The organism is Vibrio sp. Y29_XK_CS5, from assembly GCF_024181835.1.
Classification (GTDB): domain Bacteria; phylum Pseudomonadota; class Gammaproteobacteria; order Enterobacterales; family Vibrionaceae; genus Vibrio; species Vibrio harveyi.
The window spans coordinates 1,068,923-1,089,753 of record NZ_JAMZAM010000001.1 but is presented as its reverse complement, the minus strand read 5'-3'; the positions used below and the strand labels follow the sequence as shown (position 1 = coordinate 1,089,753).

The window sequence follows — 20,831 nt, the reverse complement described above, 5'->3', positions numbered from 1 at the left end:
TAGTTAAAGGTGAACTGGAAAACCAAAATGAGTTGTGAAGATTGTTCAGATGCTGCGAGAAAAATAAACAACCCTAAAGATTTGGCGAATGCAATGTGCTTTCTCAATGAAAGAACGGAGGCTAAAACGCTTAAATACTTGGGTTACGGCAGTTGGGGTGAGCCTTTTTCTCAGATGATAAATCGGAAAGGGTGGAATGATTTAATCTGTAACTACTTTGCCTGTCGAACCTGTGGTCAAGTATTCAATCTATATGCTGAAACCTACCACGGTTCGGGAGGAGCCATCGCCGCGATCGATTCGATTGCAGGAAAGTTGTTTATCGATGAATTTGTCACTTCTCAGATTGACGAGGATTGAAAGCATAAGATGCTGTTGTTTGTCCTTATCTTGCTCTTTACGGCTTTATCAGTGCATGGCTCGGTGGTAGGGACTTGTACGCAGGGAGACGATAGCCGTTTTTTCAGCTCTGGTAGTTATACCCAAGTAACCTCGAGATGCTAGGTTCAGCGAGAATGACTTGGTTTGTAGACGCGGCGGCGATTTAGAGGTTTAGTGGGTCTAAATCAAGAATCGGCAACAAAGTATACAAGCCAAGGTCCTTATATTTGCAAAGAGTGCCCTTTGGGAGCATGTCTTTGACTCGCTTTTTTAGTCAAACAACTTCATCCTTTTGCTCTTGTAACCAGCGACGTGGTGACATTCCTGAGACATTTTGAAAAGCGCGGGAGAAGCCAGAATAGCTACTGTAGCCGACTTCATCAGAGACCCAATTCAACGGCTTATTTTGCAATAACATCGATTGCGCGACCGATACTCGCCACTTTTGTACATAATCCCCCGGAGTTTCACCAACCACTTGTTTAAAGGTCTCGATAAATTGAGTCCGAGACATCGCAGCGATGGACGCCATTTCATTGATATGAAAGTGACGAGGTGGTAATTGATGCACTTCAGTAATGACATTGGCAAGGCGAGGGTGGGAAAGGGCGGCAAATAGACCGTGCTCGATTTTCTGCTCTTGAATTAAGTGACGGAAGATCAAAGCCATCAGAGTGTCGCTTAGCTTGTCCATCAAAAACTCCTGTCCTACGGAGTTCTTGCTGGCTTCTTGAGACAACATATCTAATACCGGTGTTAAGTTTGGCGCAGCTTCAAAGGGGATGACTATCACGTCTGGTAATACGGACAACAAAGGATTTATCTGACCACCTCTATAATCCACGTTTGCACACACCAATTCACTGTCTTCACCTCCTTCCAATCGATGAGGGGTATTATTCGGCAAATAAATAACGCAAGGTTGTGTGAGCTGTTTTGGATTTTCTCCTGCAGGCGTCAAGATTAAATCACCCGCATTGAGTACATGAAGGTGGCCTCTGTTGTGGTGGTCTGATTGAAATGAAGAAATGCCACACAAATGCCCGGAATAGAAAACACCAGTCCGTATTGAGAAGTGTTCCATCAGCTGTGATAACAAGTCCATTTTACCTCCGAACGATTTGCGTATTTTTTTGGTCATTAGTCCCTCTTTAGACCGGAAGAGTCCGCTAATTTATTCGCACAAGGTAAACAAACAGACAAGGAGCTTACTATGTCACGCATTAAATCAACTGGTCGAAAACTCACTTTAATGACCGCTTTACTCGGAACCAGTTTTTCATTAATGGCTGCGGATGTAGGCATGAGCGTTGATGCTAATGATCTTGCGATCAAGGGATATGACCCAGTTGCGTACTTTACAGATAATGGCGCAGTGCAAGGCAAGCCTGAATATTCAGCCACTTACAACAATGCTATCTACCACTTTGCTAATGCGGCAAACCGTGATCAATTCAAAACGGATCCACAAGCTTACGCACCACAATACGGTGGTTACTGTGCATTTGGTGTAGCGATGGGTAAAAAGTTCGAAACTGACCCTCAAGCGTGGAAAATTGAAGACGGCAAACTATATCTGAATCTTGATAAATCGGTGCAAAAGCGCTGGTTGGAAGATACACAAGGCTTCATCCAAGATGCCAACTCTAATTGGACAACCATAAAAGTCGTTGACGCTGATAAGCTGTAACTGTCTTCGATAAATTCCTTTCCTACTGTCCGCCCAAGGCGAATCATTTGGTTCGCCTTTTTTCGATGGGCTATTAGAAGGGCGGAATACACAAAGTGAGATTAATAGGAGCGGTTTATATTGCCCTTAACTCACTCGTTATTTATCGACATCGCCAATCACGCCTTCATGTGAAAGATCGCCAGAAAGTTCTGCTTGAACTTCGGCTAGACTTTCCTCTTCCGCCGCAACAATCTTACCTGTGAGAGCATCAACCTCGACTTCGTACGCTTTATCTCCACGTTTAATAAACACATCCCACTGGGTATCAGGTTCATCGTGACGAATGCCTAGCACCTCAACATCTAACGCCCCTAGCGCTGCTTTAATGGCATCTTCTTGACTGATGATTTCTGCATCGGCGGCAGCATAACTTGGCAGACTTAACACACCAAAAGCGGTTAGGGCGATACATGATATGAGTTTTTTCATTGAGTTCTCCTTAAGCGCTAATTTCATCTGAGAGAGGTCTTTTATTGTCGTCTCCATAGTGTAGGTGACGGTGTAAAAGAAATGTGAATACGGCATTGAACAAGCTCGTCCCGATAGAATTGTCGTACTGCGTCTATCGCTGCGTTAACGAACTTTAGCGTTCAACCCATCCCTGATGGTCTGGAGGGTTCGAGCTATACAAGTTTTTCACATTTCTATTGGTAGTTTGGCGACAGTTAAAACCATGATGGATTGAAGTCGTCGTATGAACAGAAATTTAATGCTCAACTTTGGCATTGTATTCGTTGTTTTACTAATCCCTTACTCGGTGCTGCAAATAGGCACGCCAACACTAGAGTGGCCAATGTTTTGGCAGGTGCGCACTTATTTGGTTAACTACAGCGGCATTGTGTCAATGTTGCTTATGTCGTTGTGCGTGATTTTATCTGTTAAACATTGGCCTTTAGAGCGCTGGTTAGGAGGGTTAGATAAACAATATCGATTGCATAAGTACCTTGGTATTTCTGCCGTGTTTTCGGCGTTGTTTCATTGGGGCGCATTTTTAAGTGATGATTTCGCTATGGATTTTGGTTTTGTCGAACCAAAGGATGAGACTTTCCCGTTTTGGAAACTAATAGATGCAATGGGCGACCCTGCTCAGCTTATTGGTGAGTATGGCTTTTACCTTTCCGCTGCGTTTGTTCTGATCGCATGGATTAAAAAGTTTAAGCACAACGTCTTCCAACTCACCCACAAAGTGCTTCCGTATTTATACTTATTTTTAGTTTTACACATGGTGATGTTTTTTGAGGCGAGTCTATGGCTAACCCCTTCTGGAGTCATTCTCTTATGTGTGAGTGGGTTAGCAACGGTAGGGTGCTTCATGACCATCTTTAATTTGAATGGTAAGAAGAAATGCCATGATGCCAAAGTACAAAGTATCAAGCCGATCAGTAATGGCATTGAAGTCATGCTCAAAGTTGATTCAGCGGAGTTTGTTTATCAACCAGGTCAATTTGCCTTTGTCGATTTTGGTGATAACGAGCGCCCACATCCTTTTAGTTTAGCTTCCGCTTACCATCAAAATGGTGAAGTAAGGCTCATGATCAAAGCGAATGGCGATTACACCTCTGCGTTGAAAGGTTCTTTAAAGGTTGGACAAGCTGCGCGTATTGAAGGACCGTATGGACGGTTCAATTTTCAAGATAATGCAGAACGACAAGTTTGGTTTGCCGCAGGCATTGGTATTGCGCCATTTTTAACTGCGATAGAGACAGTTGGTACGAGCAAAACGGTGTACTTGTTTTACAGCTATCGAGAAGAAGATAAGCCACTTTTGGAGGAGCTAAAACAAAGAGCAAAGAAGGCTGGTGTTACGCTATATACGAAGAACACAAGTGTACAAGGTCGATTCAGAAATGCAGAAGTCACAGAGTGTGTAGAAGGTACTAGACATTGCAGTGTGTGGTACTGTGGACCATCAGAATTAGGCAAGACACTTGAGAAAGCATTTGTAAGGTTAGGTTTACCGGCGAAGTCATTTCATCGAGAGTTGTTTGAATTGAGGTAGTTAGAAATCGCTATCTGTTTACACAAAGGCGAACCGTTTGGTTCGCCTTATTTGGTATCTTTCGATGGGATTGAATCGCCAATATCTGCGGTTAGAAAATGGTCTGCTTCTTATCTTTAAAGTAGAAAAATACGCTGATGGCGATAAACAAGAACGTAAAGTAATAAAAGAATGAAGATAGCGAAGCGATGAAATCGATGTGCTGTGCGATCTGTTCTTGCGTATAGTTTTGCGAGATTAACTTGTAGTAATAGGCATAAAGAATACCAATTGAGCCGTAGCCTAGGTTAAACATTAAACCTTTAAAGCTAAGTACCGTCGCTCGGTTGTGAGATTCCGTTTTCTTGTTGAGATGGTAACTAATGAAAATGTTCATCGTCATAATGATGAAGATAAGGATCAACGCCGGAATGACGCCGTAAATAGACCATCCAAGGCTAATCCAATAATACGTCGCCATACTCGCAAACCCCATTATTGCAATGAACGTTTTCGGAGCCATGCTTTCTGCTAAACGACGACTTTGTCCTGCCAACAGAATCTGCAACACACTGATGCCTGCACCAATAAAACCAAAGTAAATAATCGGAATATCAATGGCACGGTAGTACTGGCTATTCATGGTTAAAAACATACGTGATGTATGCTCAAACAAGCTGTAGTAGAGAAGAATGAACAATACATAAGGCGTCGACAATACCCATTTTGCCGTGTTGAGGGTCAGCTTCATACTCTCCATCGTGGACGCTAACTTACTGCTGTTGCTCGGGATGACTTTTTTCGCTTCTCTCATGCTGAATGCCGAGTAGATAGCAATCATTGCTACAAACAAGGTCGCATAGACGGGGATTCTCATGATGTCTTGTGTAGACTCTGGCTCTGCGAATCCTAAGAAATGATAAACGCTTGCCATAAAGTTGACGTCGTACATGGCTGCACCCAAAAGGGTGACGACTATACCGATACTCGAAGACAGTCGAAGTTGGATTTGCAGCACTCGTGGCCACAAATCTTCTTTGCCTTGCTCTTTTAGCGTGTCGTAAGCCAGCGCTTCATCTGCGCCGCTTGCCAATGCCATAGCTAAGCCACTCAACACTCGGTTAATCAAAAATACAATGAAAACAAAAGTGGGATTTCCTGTAGGGACAAAGGCGATCATTGCAATTTCGATGAACATCACTATCGAAGATAGCACCACTAGTCGTTTGCGTCCTAATGTGTCGGCAAATGCACCGGAAGGGACTTCAGCTAGCACGATGGTTGCAGCCCAAACCACGTTGAGCATCGCAAATTGAGACAGTGTTAAGCCGTAATCTAAATAGAGTAGAGTGAACACTGGATAGTAGAATCGCGCAAAGTAGCTGCTTCGGAACATTAAGAAGCAGCGGACATTACGGATTTGCAGAATTTGTTTTAGCGTCATGAAATATCAGCACTTTGAATAATATAAGTTTATGTATAAACCTTTTTTAGTTCTGTGGTAAAGGTCTGTACTGGGAAATCATGATATCTCGTGGCGCATAGTCGCTATTCTTTGCTATCGGCTCAATGCCTCACCAAGCGGTCTGAAATAAGCTTGCAGTGCCTGGTGAATGACTTGGCGATGAGCAATGTCTGGATAGACGATAATGGTGTCCGCCTTAGTTGTGCCGGAAACCAAATAAGAGTTTTCGATGCCCGAGCAAGATTCGACGACGGCTTCAAATGCTCTTGCCATCATCTCCGTAGGTTGAGAAAAGTAACTAGCGCCCATTGCTTTATCCGCTTTAACGCTTCGAGTCACGTAATCGTGCTTATCTTGTCCGTCGGCACTGAGCAAAGTTGTATCGAAAATCTTAAGCAGTCGCTCGTTTAATGGGTGAGGGAAATGCTCTGCGTTATGCAGCCAGCAATCACTGGCAAATATCGTCTTACGTTGTGGACCTGATCTATCACCAATATCAAACGCTTTTTCTGCGATGTAATGGTCGAATGCATGCCAGAACTCATGAGCAAGTGCACCAGCACCTGCATTCTTAGCTAAAGCAAGTTCACGTTGATTTGGCGCATAATGCGCTTGAACACCTTTACTTCCACCTGTACCGAAGGCGAGGTTCAAATTGCCTCTTAGTCCTATGGCGGAAGGTGGCAACGCTAAGAGATAAGCTAAGTCAGCCAAAGAATCAAAGATCAAGTTTGCAGCGAGATCTTTTTCCTCCGTATTAACCCATTTGCCAATCCGGATACCACCAATGCCAAAGGTCTCTTTAATATCGATGAACGACACTTGCTCCCCATGACGATAGTCAGGACCTTTTCGCGTTTTGTATTTAAAGCTGGTTAATTGCAAGGCATTCCTCGGAATTGGCGTTGATTGAGTTTGCTCAAACTTATACTCAAAAGGTAAGGTGTCAGATTATATACCCAAGTGACTTCAAGATGCAGGATTCAGAGTGTTGTCATTGATTCGAGAGCAAGGAAAACAACGCAGTGTAATAGCCAGCTCTTTCCAAGTTGTTTGACGCAGCAATCGGGTCAATGACACGCTCCCAAAGGGCGAGCTGCCTTGGCTTGTATACTTTGTTGCCGATTCTTGATTTAGAATGACTAGATCTTTAAATCGCCGCCGCGTCTACAAACCAAGTCAGTCTCGCTGAACCTAGCATCTCGAGGTTACTTGGGTATAGCGTAATAGAGGCGGAAGTAACTGACTCCTTCTACACTAAAGGTAGTGCTCTTGTGCAAATAACTCAGAGATTCAATCACTTTGATGCGCTATGTCGTTCCTTTCTCGAGTTCACTAAATACGGATATTTTATGCAGCCAACCTTTCTGGTTTTTAGACAAAATAAAGAACATAGCCGATGGACCCGTTAACTCAAGGACTCGTTGGGGCATCTTTGTCTCAGTCGGCAAGTAAAAAACAGCATTTAATGGCTGCAGGTGTGCTTGGAATGCTTGCGGGCATGGCGCCAGATTTAGACATTCTGATTCAGTCTTCGAGCGACCCGCTGTTGTTTCTTGAATACCACCGACAATTCACCCATTCATTGGTGTTCATTCCTATTGGCAGTTTGCTCTGTGCATTGGCTTTATACCCAATGCTCGGCAAAAGGTTTGGGTTATCGTTCAAACAAAGCTGGTGGTATTGCGCACTTGGTTACGCGACACATGGTTTACTGGATGCGTGCACCAGTTACGGCACTCAACTGTTCTGGCCGCTAACCAATGCTCGTTATTCGTGGAATACGGTTTCTGTTATCGATCCTCTCTTTACGCTTCCAATTTTAATTGGCGTTCTGTTTGTGTTATTGAAACGTAACCCTTGGTGCGGGCGAATCGCTTTAATTTGGGCTCTCGCTTATCTCTCCTTCGGAGTGATTCAAAGAGAAAGAGCAGAAGAGGCTGGATGGAAGGTGGCTAAAGCAAGACAACATGTGCCGTTGCGATTAGAAGCTAAACCCACGTTCGCAAACATTCTGGTTTGGAAAGTCATCTACGAAGCTGATGGTAACTACTATGTGGACGCCATAAGAGTAGGGACGTACATAAAAATCTATACTGGTGAATCTGTGACTAAATTAGATGTCAGCAAAGATTTTCCTTGGTTAAGCCGTACATCACAGCAAGCCGCAGATATTGAGCGATTCCGATGGTTTTCTGATGGCTTTGTCGTACGAGATCCCAACAATGAACGGCGTATCATTGACGTACGTTACTCACTAGTGCCAAACCAGATAAATGCCTTGTGGAGCATTGAGCTTACGAAAGCTGCTAGGGAAAGTGCTCATGTGGCATACACGACACATCGTGATATGTCTGCTGAATCAAGACGAGCATTTATCGATATGCTAAAAGGCGACGACTAGGCGCATTGAAAGTCTTTAACGAGCGTGGGCTTTTTGGAGAAGAAAAGTTTGCTAAACAAGGATTTGTATTCCCACCCAAGAGACAGCAACCTTTTCGCTAAATTTTGGTTTTCGATGATTGCAACTTCAACGCCTTGGTAGTGATGTGGATTGCTTTTGATGTAGTTGATAAAAGCCGTTAGCACACCTTGACCTCGTACCGAAGGGTCAAACTTGATCGACACTATTGAAAAACGTTGACTGCCGATAGAGCAACGAACAAAGCAATAACCGAGTGGGTGACGGATGGTTTCCGATAGCTCAGGAAAAGGGCGAGTAGCTAAGTCTTGAGACAGCTCGTCGTATTGATGACACAGATGGTGAAAAAGTTGTTTTGCCTCGTTGTTCATAGGTGAGCCTCCTGAGTGTTACGTTTGAAAGCTGTTGATTTCATAAATATTGTAAACACAGGAAGCCGTACTAAATGCGGTGAACTTTGATGGAGGCAAGTTCCTCTTTTTGAAAGTAATGGAATTTCAAATGAAAATTCGTAATCTCTATAAAGCCCTTACCCAAAGTTAAAAGCGAGGTTGCACGGGTACATTCAAAGCTCCCAGTTCTCCAAAGTCATGAAAAACTACGATTTATGGTCAAATAAGGGACAGGATGTGTTCTTCGGGGATTAAGGTTGGCAGCTAGAGAGTAATTGATTGGCATCACTTGGCGCTTCCTCAAATATGCAATATTAGCTTACCGACTTTCAGACCTCGGCGGTGTTGACGACGACAATCATGGCGCGCATTCTTTTAAGTTCACTCAGGGCTAAGGCTCTTATTTAGCAAACAACTCGATAACTGCGTTTGGTGCGTGGGACTCGACTTTGAAAGGTAGCGCGTATGAACAAGGTTATTATGTTGGTGATGGGGCTGCTTTTTGCCAGTAGGTTGTTTGCAAGCATTGTCCCTCACGCAACCCAACTCGAACACGATGCGCCCATTCTCCTTCGCTCTGCATTGATCGTTGGTGTGGCAGCGTTCGCTGTTTGGAAAGTGTTCCAGTATTTTAAGAAGAGCAAATCTACCGACTAAGGCGACGTGAACAAGATTCGTTGGACATCCAACAAAAGAAACACTGGCAATTGAAATCACAGCCCTTAGAATGCGCACTCTAAAAGTTATAACTGATATAGAGTGATTTTATGCTTCGTGATTACACGTTCGATTGTCTTGTGACTATGCCTCGCCATGAACTGGAAGAGTTCAGTGCTCGCATGATCAGTAAAATGGTGCCAGAAGATGTGATGAACGAGCTGTTTACCTTTGATCAAGAAGAAGTAGACAGCGAAGACCGTATGTTATCGGCGCGCCTAGATGCAATGTTACGTATGACTGCAATCGCGCTAAGCGAAATTCAGCAAGCATTTGATGAATCCGATAATGCGAAGCAGAACAGTGAGCGAATGACTCGGCTTGTGCTGTGGCATTTCTACGCGATTTCATTCCGTTTAGAAGAAGCTATCACACTTGAAACGCACTGCGCGCAAGTTGAAAAGCTATTAGAAAATACACCAAACGATGTTTTTGCATGGGTGAAAACGCTAACTGAGCTTCTTCACACCTACGCAGAAATCAACGCGAAAGAGAATCCACAAGACTAAATCAATTTGGATTAAGCATAAAACCGCAAAAAGTCTCCGGCATAGCTGGAGACTTTTCATATGCTCTTCTATTTCGTTTGCCTTTATACCCAAGTGACTTCAAGATGCAGGATTCAGAGCGTTGTCATTGATTCGAGAGCAAGGAAAGCAACGCAGTGTAATAGCCAGCTCTTTCCAAGTTGTTTGACGCAGCAATCGGGTCAATGACACGCTCCCAAAGGGCGAGCTGCCTTGGCTTGTATACTTTGTTGTCGATTCTTGATTTAGACCCACTAAACCTTTAAATCGCCGCCGCGTCTACAAACCAAGTCAGTCTCGCTGAACCTAGCATCTCGAGGTTACTTGGGTATAATACGGCTAGTTGAAGTAACTTAATGGTTACTTAAACACTTGGTAGCCATTGATATTATTACTCTACACAGCTCCAGCCCGTGGTATCAATTGAGTTAATCCAATCGGCAATTAACTGAACACCTTCATCGTGAACAACGTGTCTGCCTAGTTCTGGCATCATATTTCCGTTGTCGACATTGATGCGGTAGTGCAGCACAGAGTTTTCTGGATCACCCGGTACAATCACATACGGAGATGGACCTTTGTGGAAGGTGATACCACGAGCGCAAATACCCATTTCACTGATCCCTTCACGCCAGTATTCAAACTTGAATGGATTACTCGCCGCTTTACCTTCGGTGCGATGGCAGTGCGCACAGTTCACATCAAGGTACGCTTTGGCGTAATCCAGTAGCTCAGTATCCGTTAGATTACTTGCTCCCGCTTCGGTATCAAAGACAGGGGTCTTAGGTAAGTTCTCTGGTGTATCTGGTAAAGCTTCTGTAAATAGCCCCAGCGTTTCCCAATGTACAAGTTGGTTGACTGGCGAGCCATCAGAGACATCTTGAACACTGTTTAGGTTACGAGCTTTAGGACCAATAGGAGAGAAACCTTTTGGTTGTGTGTTACCAGTAGGATCGGAGACATCAGATTCTACTTTGTGACACAAGGTACACTCATTTCGGCTTGGTACTTCATAAGTGAAATTAAGCGTTTCGCCGTTATGTTCTACGCTGCGCTCAAAGGGTACCGATACGGCAGTCAGGTAAGCGTCGGTTTTGTCTTCATTCCATACGTAAGGCAGGGCAATCCAACCGCTGTCACGACGAATCAATAGGCGAGTCTCAATGAGCTCTTCATTTTCACCACGGGCATTCTCAGTGCTCGAAGGCAGCGCAAAGGTTTTGATTAACACGGTACCTACTGGGAAGTCGAACACCTCTTGCTCACGATAGCTTGCAGAGGCTTCGTCCGGCATCACAACAAAGCGGTATTTGCGTGCATAGTCAGTAAAGAGTTCAACGTTCATCTCATACAAAGTACCTTTCGCAGATGCCGCTAAATTGAGGTTTTGTGTTGGATCTTTGGCGTCTTCAAACAGGTTGTATTGCGACAAGCTTACACAGTTTTCACCGTATGTCGCGCTTTCACGTGTAATCGCATCCCAGTTAATACCCGCCACGTCGTCTAGGGTACAGCTTGCGTTGCCAACGATACCGTTTGGTGTATCTGGATTATCAGGATCTGTCGCTCCGTCTTCGGTTTGATTGTAACCATACACAACGCCATTAATTGTGACGGTATTGATGTCTAATGGCGTCTTAGAGTCACAACCAGCAGTAAGCAGCGTTGTTTGCTCTTTCTCGTATAAGAAATCTGCATTGGCTGGGTTTTCTGCATAACGACCAATTGCGGTTGGGTCCATGTTATCAACCAATACACCGACACTTGCGCCATTGTTCACTAAACAGTTGCTGTCTGCATCGGTAAACTCGGTAAGGTAATTCCAGTTGGTTGTTCCTGTCATACCGTTGAGCGCATCACGCAATGGTGCAAACATCTGTGAACGAATCAGTGACTCACCAGCGCCATCATAAAACAGAGCAGGGAAGGCTTGATGATTCAATGTGTACGCTAAAATCATATCCTCAATCAGAGAACCATTTGGATTGGCGCCCGTGTTGGTAATGGTGTTGTCGTGGAAATACATGTTGGTCGGAACAGGGTTCCAGCCCTGCATAACGGCATTGCCTTCAGATGTCCCATTGAGTGGGCTGTAAGCGTTGGGATCGCCGTTCACCAACAAGTAACTCGTCATCGCAAGTGCCATCGAGTCGTGGTTAGTAATCGTGTTGTTGAAGAACTCACTATTACGCCCGGACAGAATGACGACGCCAGTACCAGGAGGGACGATGCCCACCACGCCACAGCCACCTAGTCCATTTTGACAGGTGGTATCAACGTAGTTCTCTAAGTTGTTATCACGAATGACGTTATCAAAGATGCGTACATCATCAATTAAGCGACCAATAGTGGTGGCGCCCGGTAGGTCAAACAGCAGCACACCGCCCGTGTTTCCTAGCGCTAAGTTGTTGTAGACATCCACATTCGAACTGTTTTCAATCTCGATACCGGCGATGTTCTTTTCCGCTACGTTGTCACGGATAACCGCACCGATGGTTTGACCCACATAGATACCTGCATCGGCACTGCCGTAACTCCATGTATCTTCAATCAAGACGTTTTGAGATTTTACTGGATAGATGCCGTAAGTACCGCGTAGGTTGCCATCTTCGTCACGTGCACGAGGCACTTCGAGCCAAACCGCCGCGACATCACGAATAATGATGCCTTCAACCCCGTCTGCTTTAAGACCGTTTTTAGAAGCTTCCGCAATTTGGAGATCGGATACGGTGATGTTCGAACCACCACTGATGGCAATACCATCTTTGCCATCCACACCACTGAAGTCGAGGTAGGTTTGGTCGATACCAGCACCACGTAACACGAGGTTATTCTTCGAATCGACCGTCAATTGATTGTTCATTTTGAAACAACCAGCGGGCAGTGTTACCACGCTGTTGTCTTCGGCAAGTTCGACCAGGTTTTCAATCGCGGTGACTTGTTCCGCGCTCGCCCATTCCTGACCATTGCCACATAATTCTGGTGTACCGTATTCAGATAATTCATAACCGCTAGAGGTTTGCGGTTCATCATAATCGTCACTGTTACAACCCATCAAAAGACTGGAACTGATGAGTGCAGCGACAACCGTTTTGTTTATTCCGTGCATGATTTGCTTCCCTGTAATTAGTGTTATTGACTCAGTCAGGAATAATTAGAAAGAGTGGTTGTATTGGATTCCGTATATGTAGGCATCACCTTCGGAGCGATAGGCGATATCCACACCCGGTAGAGCGTGCGGCTCAAGCGGCTCAGTGAACGTGACTTCTTCGGCATCAATAAAGGTGAATCCAAAGTCGATTCGGCTGTTTTGATTGAAGGCGTACGTGGCGCCAAAGCTGTAATTGATTCGGTCGGAATCTGGCAAGCTGATGCTCTTGTCATTCACGTTAGGCGTTTCGTCGTAAGCAATACCCGCGCGCAGAGTGAAGGATGGGTTAAGTTGGTAAGTTGCCCCAAACGCATATTTGAAGGCATTTTCGAAGTTCTCATCCTTTTGCAGAACTTCTTGCCCATCTACGGTGGCGCGGATTTCTTCAAACACATCCCAACCCGTCATCATCACACTGTAGTGAATAGCTAGTGGATCGGTAATCTGATGGAAACCAGAGAACTCAGTAATGCTCGGCAGATTTAGGGTTAGGTCACCCGTCACGGTTTCACCCGGCATCGAAATCGCACTTGGGATGTCTGAGTAATAATCGCCTTCGAAATCCACATCCACTTTGGAGCGAAAGCTTAATCCAAAACGGTGCTTTCCGTTGATCTCCCAAAGTGCGCCGAGGTTAAAACCGTAACCCCAGCCATCACCATCGAGTGATTTCGCCATATCGGTACGAGCAAAATTTGCGCCCGTATCAGCATTAATCGCATCGGCAAGAATACCCAACGTACGTGTGAGCTTGGCTTTACCATAAACAACGCTAGCGCCAGCGCCGACACTGAACTCGTCGTTGATTCGGTAGGCGATGGTAGGGTTAAAATTAATCGTTTCTAAACTGGTTTCCCCACCAATCGGTCCGGCTAAATAGTCATCAGGGTATTCGGTTGCCAAACCAAAGTCTGTGAAGATACCAAGCCCCCATGACCACGAGTCATTGATTGGGGCTGCGATATAAAAAGATGGCACAACCACATTGTCGACGACGTCATTGTTGGTTAGCTGATTATTGAAGGATTCTGAAGGTCCGTTACCGGTTACGCGAACCTCTGGCATGATGTAAGCAGCACCTACGGACAATTGATAAGAATCGAACATCGTAATGGCTGCAGGGTTATGTGCGACTACTGATGCACCGTCTGTTATGGCGGCTTCGCCAGCATTGGCACGCCCTAGACCAGCGGCTGAATGTTCGGATAATTGAAATCCAGCGGCGCATAACTTAGGGGAGCTGAGCGCTATACCTATTGCAAGCGCGAGTTTTGCATTCCTTGTCTTCATATCACTCTGAAACTCCATGTGTTTTTAGGATGCGTTTTAAATAAAAGTGCCTGATAACCTATACAGGGGATGAGTAGGTTATTTGCTAAACACTCAGCTCAAGCATAAAAACAATTAACATAGTTGTAACATTGAATTTCAGGATTTGTTATTACCATCTCATATAACTAATGGTTTGTAGTTTTGGGTGTAAATATCTGTAAATGTTATATTTAAGCTCAATTTATACATCGTGGATGTTTCACGAAATAGCCCTATGGTGTTTGATGTCCACTCAAAAAATGTGGCTTAAGTGTTATAGAATGGTAAATGGTAATCAGTGTGTTTTGGTACGATTGTTTTAAACGGGTGTTTAATTGATATTTAAAGCTTAGTGTTAAAATCGGTCAGAATCATGCAATTTATCACTGAATCGAATGCTAAACTTTATGAGTGATTAGAGCTTTTACTTAAGGAATGGGAAGTCATATGGAGCTGTATTTCTTAGGAACGTCCTCTGGGGTTCCAACTAAATCCCGTAATGTTTCTGCGACTGCTTTGCTGGAGAGCAAGGGGAAAGGGTGGTTTCTGATTGACTGTGGAGAGGCGACTCAACACCAATTGCTACACACTCCGTTATCACTGAATTACTTGCGAGCTATCTGTATTACCCACATTCACGGTGACCATTGCTATGGTTTACCGGGCTTGCTCGCCAGTGCAGGCATGAATAACCGCAAAGATCCTCTGACGATCATTGCCCCAGAGGGGATTAAACAGTGGTTTGAAGCGACTCAAGCGTTCACCAAACTCTATCTACCATTTGAACTTCACTTCATCGAAGTTGAGCAGTTTGATTCGATTGAAATTGGTCAGTTTACGATTACAGCTACCGCACTTTCTCATCGCGTTCCTAGCTTTGCTTACTGTTTTGAAGAATCAACCATTCGCATGTATCCAGACATCGATAAGCTGGAGCAATCGAACATACCGAGGGGACCTATCTGGGGAGAACTTGTCCGTGGCAATGATGTAGAGTACCAAGGTCAAACCTTAATGAGTAAGGCGTTTACTAAGCTTGCACATCCACCGAGAAAAGCGATCATTTGTGGTGATAACGACACACCAGAGAAGCTCGATAGTCTAGTTGAAGGCGCGCATCTGTTGGTACACGAATCAACGTACTCAGAAGCGATGAAAGAGCGAGCAGGAGAAGTCGGTCACGCTTATTCTTCACAAGTCGCCAGTTATGCGCGGACAAAACAAGTTCCGAGCTTGATTCTCACTCACTTTAGTCCTCGCTATCAGTTCAGCTCTGAAGCGGAAGTATCGATCGAGCAGATTCGGCAAGAAGCTCAAACCGCTTACTCTGGTCATCTCTTTCTTGCTCACGATCTCGCGCATTATCGAATTGACAGGGCGGGTTTGGTTGAGGAGATTAAAGGCGCTGAAGATAAGAACGAATAAAGGCTCTTGTCGCGAAAGCAATTTGAAATGAAATCGTCACAACAAGAGCCAACATGTTCTAGATACCGCATTCATTGCAGCTTAAGACTAATGAAATACTTGGCTACTAAAGCGTAGAAAACGACTTTCTCCCATCAGTTCGCGGAACGCTTCTTTATCTAACTTAATCAAGGTTTCGTGATCGCCTGCTTCCAAATACACATGCTCTAAATTGGCGAGCATTTCATCGCAAATGGTTGCCATGTGATAAGCGCTACCCACTGGAGGTATCGCACCGTTATCGCAATCGGTAAACAAACGATAGACTTCTCTTTCTTTGATCAAATGGAAAGAAGCATTGAGCTCGTCATTCAATCGAGACAAGCTGATTTTATTATTCGCAGGCAAGACAGCCATCATATGACGACCTTGGTGATCTTCCAAAATCACACCTTTTGCCAAGTTATTGAGAGGGATACCCGCTGCAACACCGCTTTGCAGCGAACTATTACTATGACTGTGATTCACGGTTTGAAAGTGAATATGATGCTCAGTCAAATAGTGGTCGAGCCGGGTTGACATGGTCATGTTAGCCTCCAGAGTGTTGAGACCCACATAAAGTATAGGTAAATCTCTATTCCCCTGACGCTTTACTTGAGCTGTTCTACGCTTACTGAAAGCCAACCACAGAGTATGGCATTGAAAAAGGGAAGCAAAATGAGCAAACCAGTAATAGCGGATAACAAACCCATCAAAGTTGAGCTTGTGCAAGGACAAGAATATTACTTTTGTCGATGTGGGCGATCTAAGAACCAACCTTATTGTGATGGCTCCCATGCCGGAACCGATTTTAAACCTATGAGCTTTGTCGCTGAAAAGGATGAAGATGCGTATCTGTGCCAGTGTAAACACACCGCAAATGCGCCTTTCTGTGATGGGACGCATAAGCAGTTTACCTCTGAGCAAGTGGGACAAGAAGGTCCGGGTATCCAAGCCGGACATAACGAAATCCCAATTGCAGTGGCGACGCAAGAAGAACCCACAGTTGAGTTTATTCACCAATTGGCAAGAGAAGGGCTATCAAAGTTAGGGCATCATGGACCGATGACGGCGATGGGAGTGCCGAGAGACCAATTGCCACATTGGGATGAACTGCAAATGATGGTCGCACAAATGGCAACCAAACCTCTGATGGAGGATGTGCTAGTCAAAACTGAATTGGTAATTGGTCCCAAAGCGAAGAAGCCGTTAGTGCTCAAAATTCCGTTGTTTGTCTCTGACATGAGCTTTGGCGCGTTATCAGAAGAAGCCAAAATCTCACTCGCGAAAGGTGCGGAGTTAGCCGGAACCGGAATCTGCTCCGGAGAAGGTGGCATGTTGCCAGAAGAACAAGCGGCGAACTCCCGTTATTTCTATGAACTAGCGAGTGCGCAATTTGGTTACGACGAATCTAAGTTGCTCAATGTTCAAGCCTTCCACTTCAAAGGTGGGCAGGGAGCAAAAACAGGGACTGGTGGTCATCTACCAGCCAATAAAAATGTGGGTAAAATATCGCAAGTGCGTGGCATTCCCGAAGGGCAATCTGCGATTTCACCCTCGACGTTTAAAGATCTGCATACCGCAGAAGATTTTAAAAAGTTTGCAGATCGGGTACGTGAAGTGACAGGTGGTATCCCGATAGGCTTCAAGCTCAGTGCAAACCATATCGAAGAAGATATTCAATTCGCACTCGATGCCAGTGCGGATTACATCATTTTGGATGGTCGTGGAGGAGGTACGGGCGCAGCGCCTGCTATGTTCCGTGATCACATCAGCGTGCCAACTATTCCCGCTCTCGCTAGAGCAAGACGTTATCTGGATGCACAAGGTGTGAGTGACCGTGTCACGTTAATTGTCACGGGTGGACTGCGTGTTCCAATGGACTTTGTAAAAGCGATGGCGCTCGGTGCAGATGGTGTTGCGATTTCTAACAGTGCGATGCAGTCGATAGGTTGTGTAGCCGCGAGAATGTGTAATACCAACAATTGTCCAGCAGGCATTGCGACACAAAAAGCCGACTTAAGACAGCGGTTGAATGTGGATAAAGCCTCGGTTCAATTGAAGAACTTCTTTGAAGCCTCGGTTGAGTTGATGCAAGTGATGGCAAGAGCGTGTGGACACGATGATCTCAGCAAGTTTAATCAACACGATCTCGCCACTTGGAATCGCGATATGGCGTTGCTTTCTGGGGTGAAATACGCAGGCGTAGGCAAGCCTTAACGTTTCTCTTGCTCTGATTCGTGCCTGTTTTACTGTGACTGCATTTTGTACGATTGATAATTGAGCTCATATGGACCATAATATTAAGACCATTTGGTCTATAGGAGCTCAGTATGGCAACGGCAACATTAAAAAGCTTTAAACCGAAGCTGCCTCATAAGGCAAACTTTTGGTTTATGCTGGGCATTGAAGATGCCGAAACCGGTCGTACCGATGCGGTTCATAAAGGCTTTGAGCCAAAGGTATACCGTAATATCGTCGAGCGTGTGAAGCTTTCTCAAAGCGAATTCCAACACGTTACATTGATCCCGGTGAGCACCATCAAACGTCGACTCAAAAACGAAGAGCGCTTCAACACGCAAGAGAGTGATGCCATCTATCGTTTAGCGATGCTACTTAAGCTAGCAACAGAACTGTTTGATGATGAAGAACGCGCACTAGGTTGGATGCGAGAGAATGTTTATGGTTTGGGTGGAAAGCGCCCACTAGACATGGTGTCAACCACGGTTGATTTTGAAATCGTAAAAGATTTGATTGGACGACTAGAGCACGGGGTATTCTCGTAATATGAAGCTCTATCGACTGACTCAAAAGAAGTTCTCTGAGTCTCCATTTAGCCCAATCGGTGCCAAGCTGTACGGCGGGCGATGGAACTCGAAAGGAACCGAAGCACTGTACTTTTCTCAATCCGAATCTCTTTGCTCGTTAGAAGTTTTTGTTCATGTAAACAACGATCCGGCGATCACCAAGCTTTACGATTTGTATCGTATCGAGATGCCAGAGTACTTAATTGCTGCACTGGATGAAGAAGATCTACCGGTCACTTGGCGATCCATTCCTGCTAGTGAATCCACACAATACATCGGTGACCAGTTTCTCAACGATCCGCATCCTGAGTTCGCTGCACTGCAAGTACCTTCGACAATTTCTCCTCGCGACAACAACTACGTTGTCAATCCAAACCATCCCAAGATGAAAGACATCCTGAAGAAAGCAGAGAAGCTTGATTTTGCTTTCGACCCAAGAATATTTAAATAAAAAAGCTCAGCGTTTGGATTAGCGCTGAGCTTTCTTTTGTCATTGGGTTAATGCTGAGCAGTCAGCTGTTGATTGTCACTCAACGCCTTCTGATAGCTACTCAATACAATTTCTGCGCCTTTGTATGAGAGGTGGCTTGCATCGGTGTACATGGCATTGTCGCTGCCCACTTTCATTGCGCATTTACCCTCTTGGCAGATGTAGTTAGTAAGATCGACAAACTCGACATGTTCAAATTGGTCAAAGTACGTTGCCAGCGTCGCTACATGATGCGGGTGTGATTGCTTCGGTGCAAAGTCACATTCATTGCCTGTGTTATCACCAAACAATTGCGCTTTCCATAAGCATTCGCCAACAGCATGCGGTGCAGAAGGTGTCGGACCAAAGACAACGATCTCTCTGTCTTCTAACTCGTTCAATAGATGGGTGAGCGACGCTTGGTAATCTTGCTTGGAAAGCTCTTTATTGAAGTTAGAAGAAATCACCACGCGTCGAATTGAAGGCGTATTCTGAATGGTTTCTACTGCATCGGTGAAGAAGCTTCGACAAGATAGATTTTTGACTCCTGCAATCATGTCGACATAACCCACCGCACAAGAATCTTGTGTAAGCTGGACAACTCCCGTTGGCGTGTCATTTGAGAGCTGCTGAACAAAGACCATGCTGTGGCTGTTACCCAATACTGCGACAGTAGGCTCTGAAGATGATGAACAAGTGTCGTTGATGGCTGTATTACCATTACATGCAATGCCATAGCCATTGTTTACACGCATAGCTTCGAAAAACGCACTACGGTCTGGAAAGCCCCCATTTTTATGACCGACGACACCAAAAGCAAGCAGCGGCAGGGTGACTAACACAAGTGAAGCAGCAAGTGTGCTCATGCCGATTTTCTTGCGGCTACGGAAAGGCTTTTCAACAAAGCGCCAAGTTAGATAAGAAAAAGCAAATAGAGCCACTAGATAAAAAGCTAGGCTGAACTCTTGTCCGGCAGTAAGTACGTAGCGATAAAAAACCAGCAACGGAATGTGCCATAAATAGAGGCTGTAACTGATCAACCCAACAAAAACCACCGATTTGAGGCTTAGAGCTTTACCCAGCGTGTTGTCTTTGGATGAGAACAAGATAATAAGCGCGGTGCCAATCATAGGGATTAACAGCATGAGCCCAGCGCCATCTTTTGATTTATCAAACAACAAAGCAGAGGCGAGAACTAGGGTTAAACCAATCATAGCTAAGGTGTTGTTGGGTTTGATGACGGTTTTGCGCATCACTAGGGCAATCAGAGAGCCCGCTGCCAGTTCCCACGCACGAGAGAAAATCATGTAAAAGGCGAAATCAGGATCACCACTGGCGTACCAAATAGTCATCAGGCTTAATGCAAACACCGCAATGAAGAAGGTGAGGTAAGACATGAGCTTGCCTCGTGCCAGAAGCATAAGCAGAAGAGGGATTACAATGTAGTATTGTTCCTCCACACCTAAGCTCCAAGTATGAAAGAGCGGATTGGCTTGTTCTTCCAGCCCAAAATAATTGTGCCCTTTGAGGTAAAGCAAAACATTAGAAGCGGACAGAATGGAAGACACAGAAAACTCGCCCACCTCTTTGTGTGCATGTGGAAGGAACAACCACCAAGAGAGTAGGTAACATACTGCAATAACCAGCAGCAGTAAGGGAAGAATCCTACGAATACGGCGCTCGTAGAAATCAGCAAGGCTGAATTGGTTCTTATCCAAATCGTTTATCACAATTGTGGTAATTAAATAGCCACTGATCACGAAGAACACGTCTACACCAATAAAGCCACCAGCGAACGCTTCGATGTCTGCGTGGAAGAAGATCACCAATATGACGGCAATCGCTCTTAATCCATCTATTTCTGCTCGGTAAGTCATCATCATCTCTCCCTAGTCAACAAACTCACTAACGCAAAATGCGCACCAAAAATTAGGCTCATAAAATCAGTGAGTTAAAAAGCATTCTGAAGATGAGAAGAGTTTTGCAGGATGACTTCTTATATTGATTTTCATTTTGAAAATTTAAAACTCGGCGGT

Annotated in this window: 19 protein-coding genes; 10 read left to right on the top strand and 9 right to left on the bottom strand. The window is 44.9% G+C overall.

Annotated elements, in window-relative coordinates; genetic code table 11:
- Positions 1–27 precede the first annotated feature (27 nt).
- Entirely contained in the window at positions 28–360 is a 333-nt protein-coding gene (locus NL647_RS04905) for a hypothetical protein (RefSeq protein ID WP_005447096.1), read from the top strand.
- Positions 361–655: 295 nt separating this feature from the next.
- Here NL647_RS04905 and NL647_RS04900 read toward each other — a convergent pair whose 3' ends face one another.
- The gene (locus NL647_RS04900) at positions 656–1,486 is read right to left on the bottom strand and encodes an AraC family transcriptional regulator (protein WP_253650106.1); all 831 of its coding nucleotides are present in this window, start codon (positions 1,484–1,486) and stop codon (positions 656–658) included.
- 108 nt (positions 1,487–1,594) lie between these two features.
- On the opposite strand from NL647_RS04900, the gene NL647_RS04895 reads away from it, so the two are divergent.
- Positions 1,595–2,071 (top strand): YHS domain-containing (seleno)protein, encoded by a 477-nt coding sequence (locus NL647_RS04895; protein ID WP_009699010.1) that lies wholly within the window; start codon positions 1,595–1,597, stop codon positions 2,069–2,071.
- Between the two features lie 138 nt (positions 2,072–2,209).
- Here NL647_RS04895 and NL647_RS04890 read toward each other — a convergent pair whose 3' ends face one another.
- Positions 2,210–2,542 carry a PepSY domain-containing protein gene (locus NL647_RS04890; protein ID WP_050904275.1) on the bottom strand — a complete coding sequence of 111 codons (333 nt, stop codon included), beginning with the start codon at positions 2,540–2,542 and terminating at the stop codon, positions 2,210–2,212.
- A gap of 265 nt (positions 2,543–2,807) precedes the next feature.
- On the opposite strand from NL647_RS04890, the gene NL647_RS04885 reads away from it, so the two are divergent.
- Positions 2,808–4,112 carry a ferric reductase-like transmembrane domain-containing protein gene (locus NL647_RS04885; RefSeq protein ID WP_253649732.1) on the top strand — a complete coding sequence of 435 codons (1,305 nt, stop codon included), beginning with the start codon at positions 2,808–2,810 and terminating at the stop codon, positions 4,110–4,112.
- Positions 4,113–4,203: 91 nt separating this feature from the next.
- On the opposite strand, the gene NL647_RS04880 is transcribed toward NL647_RS04885, so the two are convergent.
- Together NL647_RS04880 and NL647_RS04875 are read right to left on the bottom strand one after the other, a co-directional pair.
- Complete coding sequence (locus tag NL647_RS04880; protein ID WP_005447086.1) at positions 4,204–5,535, bottom strand: MFS transporter; 1,332 nt, start codon at positions 5,533–5,535, stop codon at positions 4,204–4,206.
- 114 nt (positions 5,536–5,649) lie between these two features.
- Complete coding sequence (locus NL647_RS04875; protein WP_026000380.1) at positions 5,650–6,441, bottom strand: CLCA_X family protein; 792 nt, start codon at positions 6,439–6,441, stop codon at positions 5,650–5,652.
- Positions 6,442–6,955: 514 nt separating this feature from the next.
- On the opposite strand from NL647_RS04875, the gene NL647_RS04870 reads away from it, so the two are divergent.
- Positions 6,956–7,960: a metal-dependent hydrolase gene (locus tag NL647_RS04870; protein ID WP_253649731.1), complete on the top strand. Its 1,005-nt coding sequence runs from the start codon at positions 6,956–6,958 to the stop codon at positions 7,958–7,960.
- On the opposite strand, the gene NL647_RS04865 is transcribed toward NL647_RS04870, so the two are convergent.
- Positions 7,957–8,349 (bottom strand): hypothetical protein, encoded by a 393-nt coding sequence (locus tag NL647_RS04865; RefSeq protein ID WP_009699492.1) that lies wholly within the window; start codon positions 8,347–8,349, stop codon positions 7,957–7,959. The two genes, NL647_RS04870 and NL647_RS04865, sit on opposite strands and share 4 nt — an antisense overlap.
- A gap of 486 nt (positions 8,350–8,835) precedes the next feature.
- On the opposite strand from NL647_RS04865, the gene NL647_RS04860 reads away from it, so the two are divergent.
- Positions 8,836–9,027, top strand: coding sequence for a hypothetical protein (locus NL647_RS04860; RefSeq protein WP_005447081.1), 192 nt, complete (start codon positions 8,836–8,838; stop codon positions 9,025–9,027).
- 110 nt (positions 9,028–9,137) lie between these two features.
- Positions 9,138–9,596, top strand: coding sequence for a hypothetical protein (locus NL647_RS04855; protein WP_009699017.1), 459 nt, complete (start codon positions 9,138–9,140; stop codon positions 9,594–9,596).
- Between the two features lie 409 nt (positions 9,597–10,005).
- Here NL647_RS04855 and NL647_RS04850 read toward each other — a convergent pair whose 3' ends face one another.
- On the bottom strand, positions 10,006–12,723 hold the full coding sequence (locus NL647_RS04850) for an SO2930 family diheme c-type cytochrome (RefSeq protein WP_253649730.1): 2,718 nt from the start codon (positions 12,721–12,723) through the stop codon (positions 10,006–10,008).
- A 45-nt stretch (positions 12,724–12,768) separates the two neighbouring features.
- Positions 12,769–14,055: an outer membrane protein transport protein gene (locus tag NL647_RS04845; RefSeq protein ID WP_253649729.1), complete on the bottom strand. Its 1,287-nt coding sequence runs from the start codon at positions 14,053–14,055 to the stop codon at positions 12,769–12,771.
- Positions 14,056–14,523: 468 nt separating this feature from the next.
- On the opposite strand from NL647_RS04845, the gene NL647_RS04840 reads away from it, so the two are divergent.
- Positions 14,524–15,501 carry a ribonuclease Z gene (locus tag NL647_RS04840; protein ID WP_253649728.1) on the top strand — a complete coding sequence of 326 codons (978 nt, stop codon included), beginning with the start codon at positions 14,524–14,526 and terminating at the stop codon, positions 15,499–15,501.
- 87 nt (positions 15,502–15,588) lie between these two features.
- On the opposite strand, the gene NL647_RS04835 is transcribed toward NL647_RS04840, so the two are convergent.
- On the bottom strand, positions 15,589–16,068 hold the full coding sequence (locus NL647_RS04835; RefSeq protein ID WP_009699021.1) for an aminoacyl-tRNA deacylase: 480 nt from the start codon (positions 16,066–16,068) through the stop codon (positions 15,589–15,591).
- A 129-nt stretch (positions 16,069–16,197) separates the two neighbouring features.
- On the opposite strand from NL647_RS04835, the gene NL647_RS04830 reads away from it, so the two are divergent.
- From NL647_RS04830 to NL647_RS04820, 3 genes are all read left to right on the top strand, one after another.
- Positions 16,198–17,739: a glutamate synthase-related protein gene (locus NL647_RS04830; RefSeq protein ID WP_253649727.1), complete on the top strand. Its 1,542-nt coding sequence runs from the start codon at positions 16,198–16,200 to the stop codon at positions 17,737–17,739.
- Positions 17,740–17,852: 113 nt separating this feature from the next.
- Positions 17,853–18,305, top strand: coding sequence for an antitoxin Xre/MbcA/ParS toxin-binding domain-containing protein (locus tag NL647_RS04825; protein WP_005426938.1), 453 nt, complete (start codon positions 17,853–17,855; stop codon positions 18,303–18,305).
- Position 18,306: 1 nt separating this feature from the next.
- Positions 18,307–18,777: an RES family NAD+ phosphorylase gene (locus NL647_RS04820; protein WP_005447071.1), complete on the top strand. Its 471-nt coding sequence runs from the start codon at positions 18,307–18,309 to the stop codon at positions 18,775–18,777.
- Positions 18,778–18,824: 47 nt separating this feature from the next.
- Here NL647_RS04820 and NL647_RS04815 read toward each other — a convergent pair whose 3' ends face one another.
- Entirely contained in the window at positions 18,825–20,672 is a 1,848-nt protein-coding gene (locus NL647_RS04815) for an acyltransferase family protein (protein ID WP_253650105.1), read from the bottom strand.
- Between the last annotated feature and the right edge of the window lie 159 nt (positions 20,673–20,831).

What these genes read in the sequence shown, in the direction of transcription:
- NL647_RS04905 (WP_005447096.1), top strand. Translation starts at nt 28, where the DNA reads ATGAGTTGTGAAGATTGTTCAGATGCTGCGAGAAAAATAAACAACCCT.
- NL647_RS04900 (WP_253650106.1), bottom strand. Translation starts at nt 1,486, where the DNA reads ATGGACTTGTTATCACAGCTGATGGAACACTTCTCAATACGGACTGGT.
- NL647_RS04895 (WP_009699010.1), top strand. Translation starts at nt 1,595, where the DNA reads ATGTCACGCATTAAATCAACTGGTCGAAAACTCACTTTAATGACCGCT.
- NL647_RS04890 (WP_050904275.1), bottom strand. Translation starts at nt 2,542, where the DNA reads ATGAAAAAACTCATATCATGTATCGCCCTAACCGCTTTTGGTGTGTTA.
- NL647_RS04885 (WP_253649732.1), top strand. Translation starts at nt 2,808, where the DNA reads ATGAACAGAAATTTAATGCTCAACTTTGGCATTGTATTCGTTGTTTTA.
- NL647_RS04880 (WP_005447086.1), bottom strand. Translation starts at nt 5,535, where the DNA reads ATGACGCTAAAACAAATTCTGCAAATCCGTAATGTCCGCTGCTTCTTA.
- NL647_RS04870 (WP_253649731.1), top strand. Translation starts at nt 6,956, where the DNA reads ATGGACCCGTTAACTCAAGGACTCGTTGGGGCATCTTTGTCTCAGTCG.
- NL647_RS04865 (WP_009699492.1), bottom strand. Translation starts at nt 8,349, where the DNA reads ATGAACAACGAGGCAAAACAACTTTTTCACCATCTGTGTCATCAATAC.
- NL647_RS04860 (WP_005447081.1), top strand. Translation starts at nt 8,836, where the DNA reads ATGAACAAGGTTATTATGTTGGTGATGGGGCTGCTTTTTGCCAGTAGG.
- NL647_RS04855 (WP_009699017.1), top strand. Translation starts at nt 9,138, where the DNA reads ATGCTTCGTGATTACACGTTCGATTGTCTTGTGACTATGCCTCGCCAT.
- NL647_RS04850 (WP_253649730.1), bottom strand. Translation starts at nt 12,723, where the DNA reads ATGCACGGAATAAACAAAACGGTTGTCGCTGCACTCATCAGTTCCAGT.
- NL647_RS04845 (WP_253649729.1), bottom strand. Translation starts at nt 14,055, where the DNA reads ATGAAGACAAGGAATGCAAAACTCGCGCTTGCAATAGGTATAGCGCTC.
- NL647_RS04840 (WP_253649728.1), top strand. Translation starts at nt 14,524, where the DNA reads ATGGAGCTGTATTTCTTAGGAACGTCCTCTGGGGTTCCAACTAAATCC.
- NL647_RS04835 (WP_009699021.1), bottom strand. Translation starts at nt 16,068, where the DNA reads ATGACCATGTCAACCCGGCTCGACCACTATTTGACTGAGCATCATATT.
- NL647_RS04830 (WP_253649727.1), top strand. Translation starts at nt 16,198, where the DNA reads ATGAGCAAACCAGTAATAGCGGATAACAAACCCATCAAAGTTGAGCTT.
- NL647_RS04825 (WP_005426938.1), top strand. Translation starts at nt 17,853, where the DNA reads ATGGCAACGGCAACATTAAAAAGCTTTAAACCGAAGCTGCCTCATAAG.
- NL647_RS04820 (WP_005447071.1), top strand. Translation starts at nt 18,307, where the DNA reads ATGAAGCTCTATCGACTGACTCAAAAGAAGTTCTCTGAGTCTCCATTT.
- NL647_RS04815 (WP_253650105.1), bottom strand. Translation starts at nt 20,672, where the DNA reads ATGACTTACCGAGCAGAAATAGATGGATTAAGAGCGATTGCCGTCATA.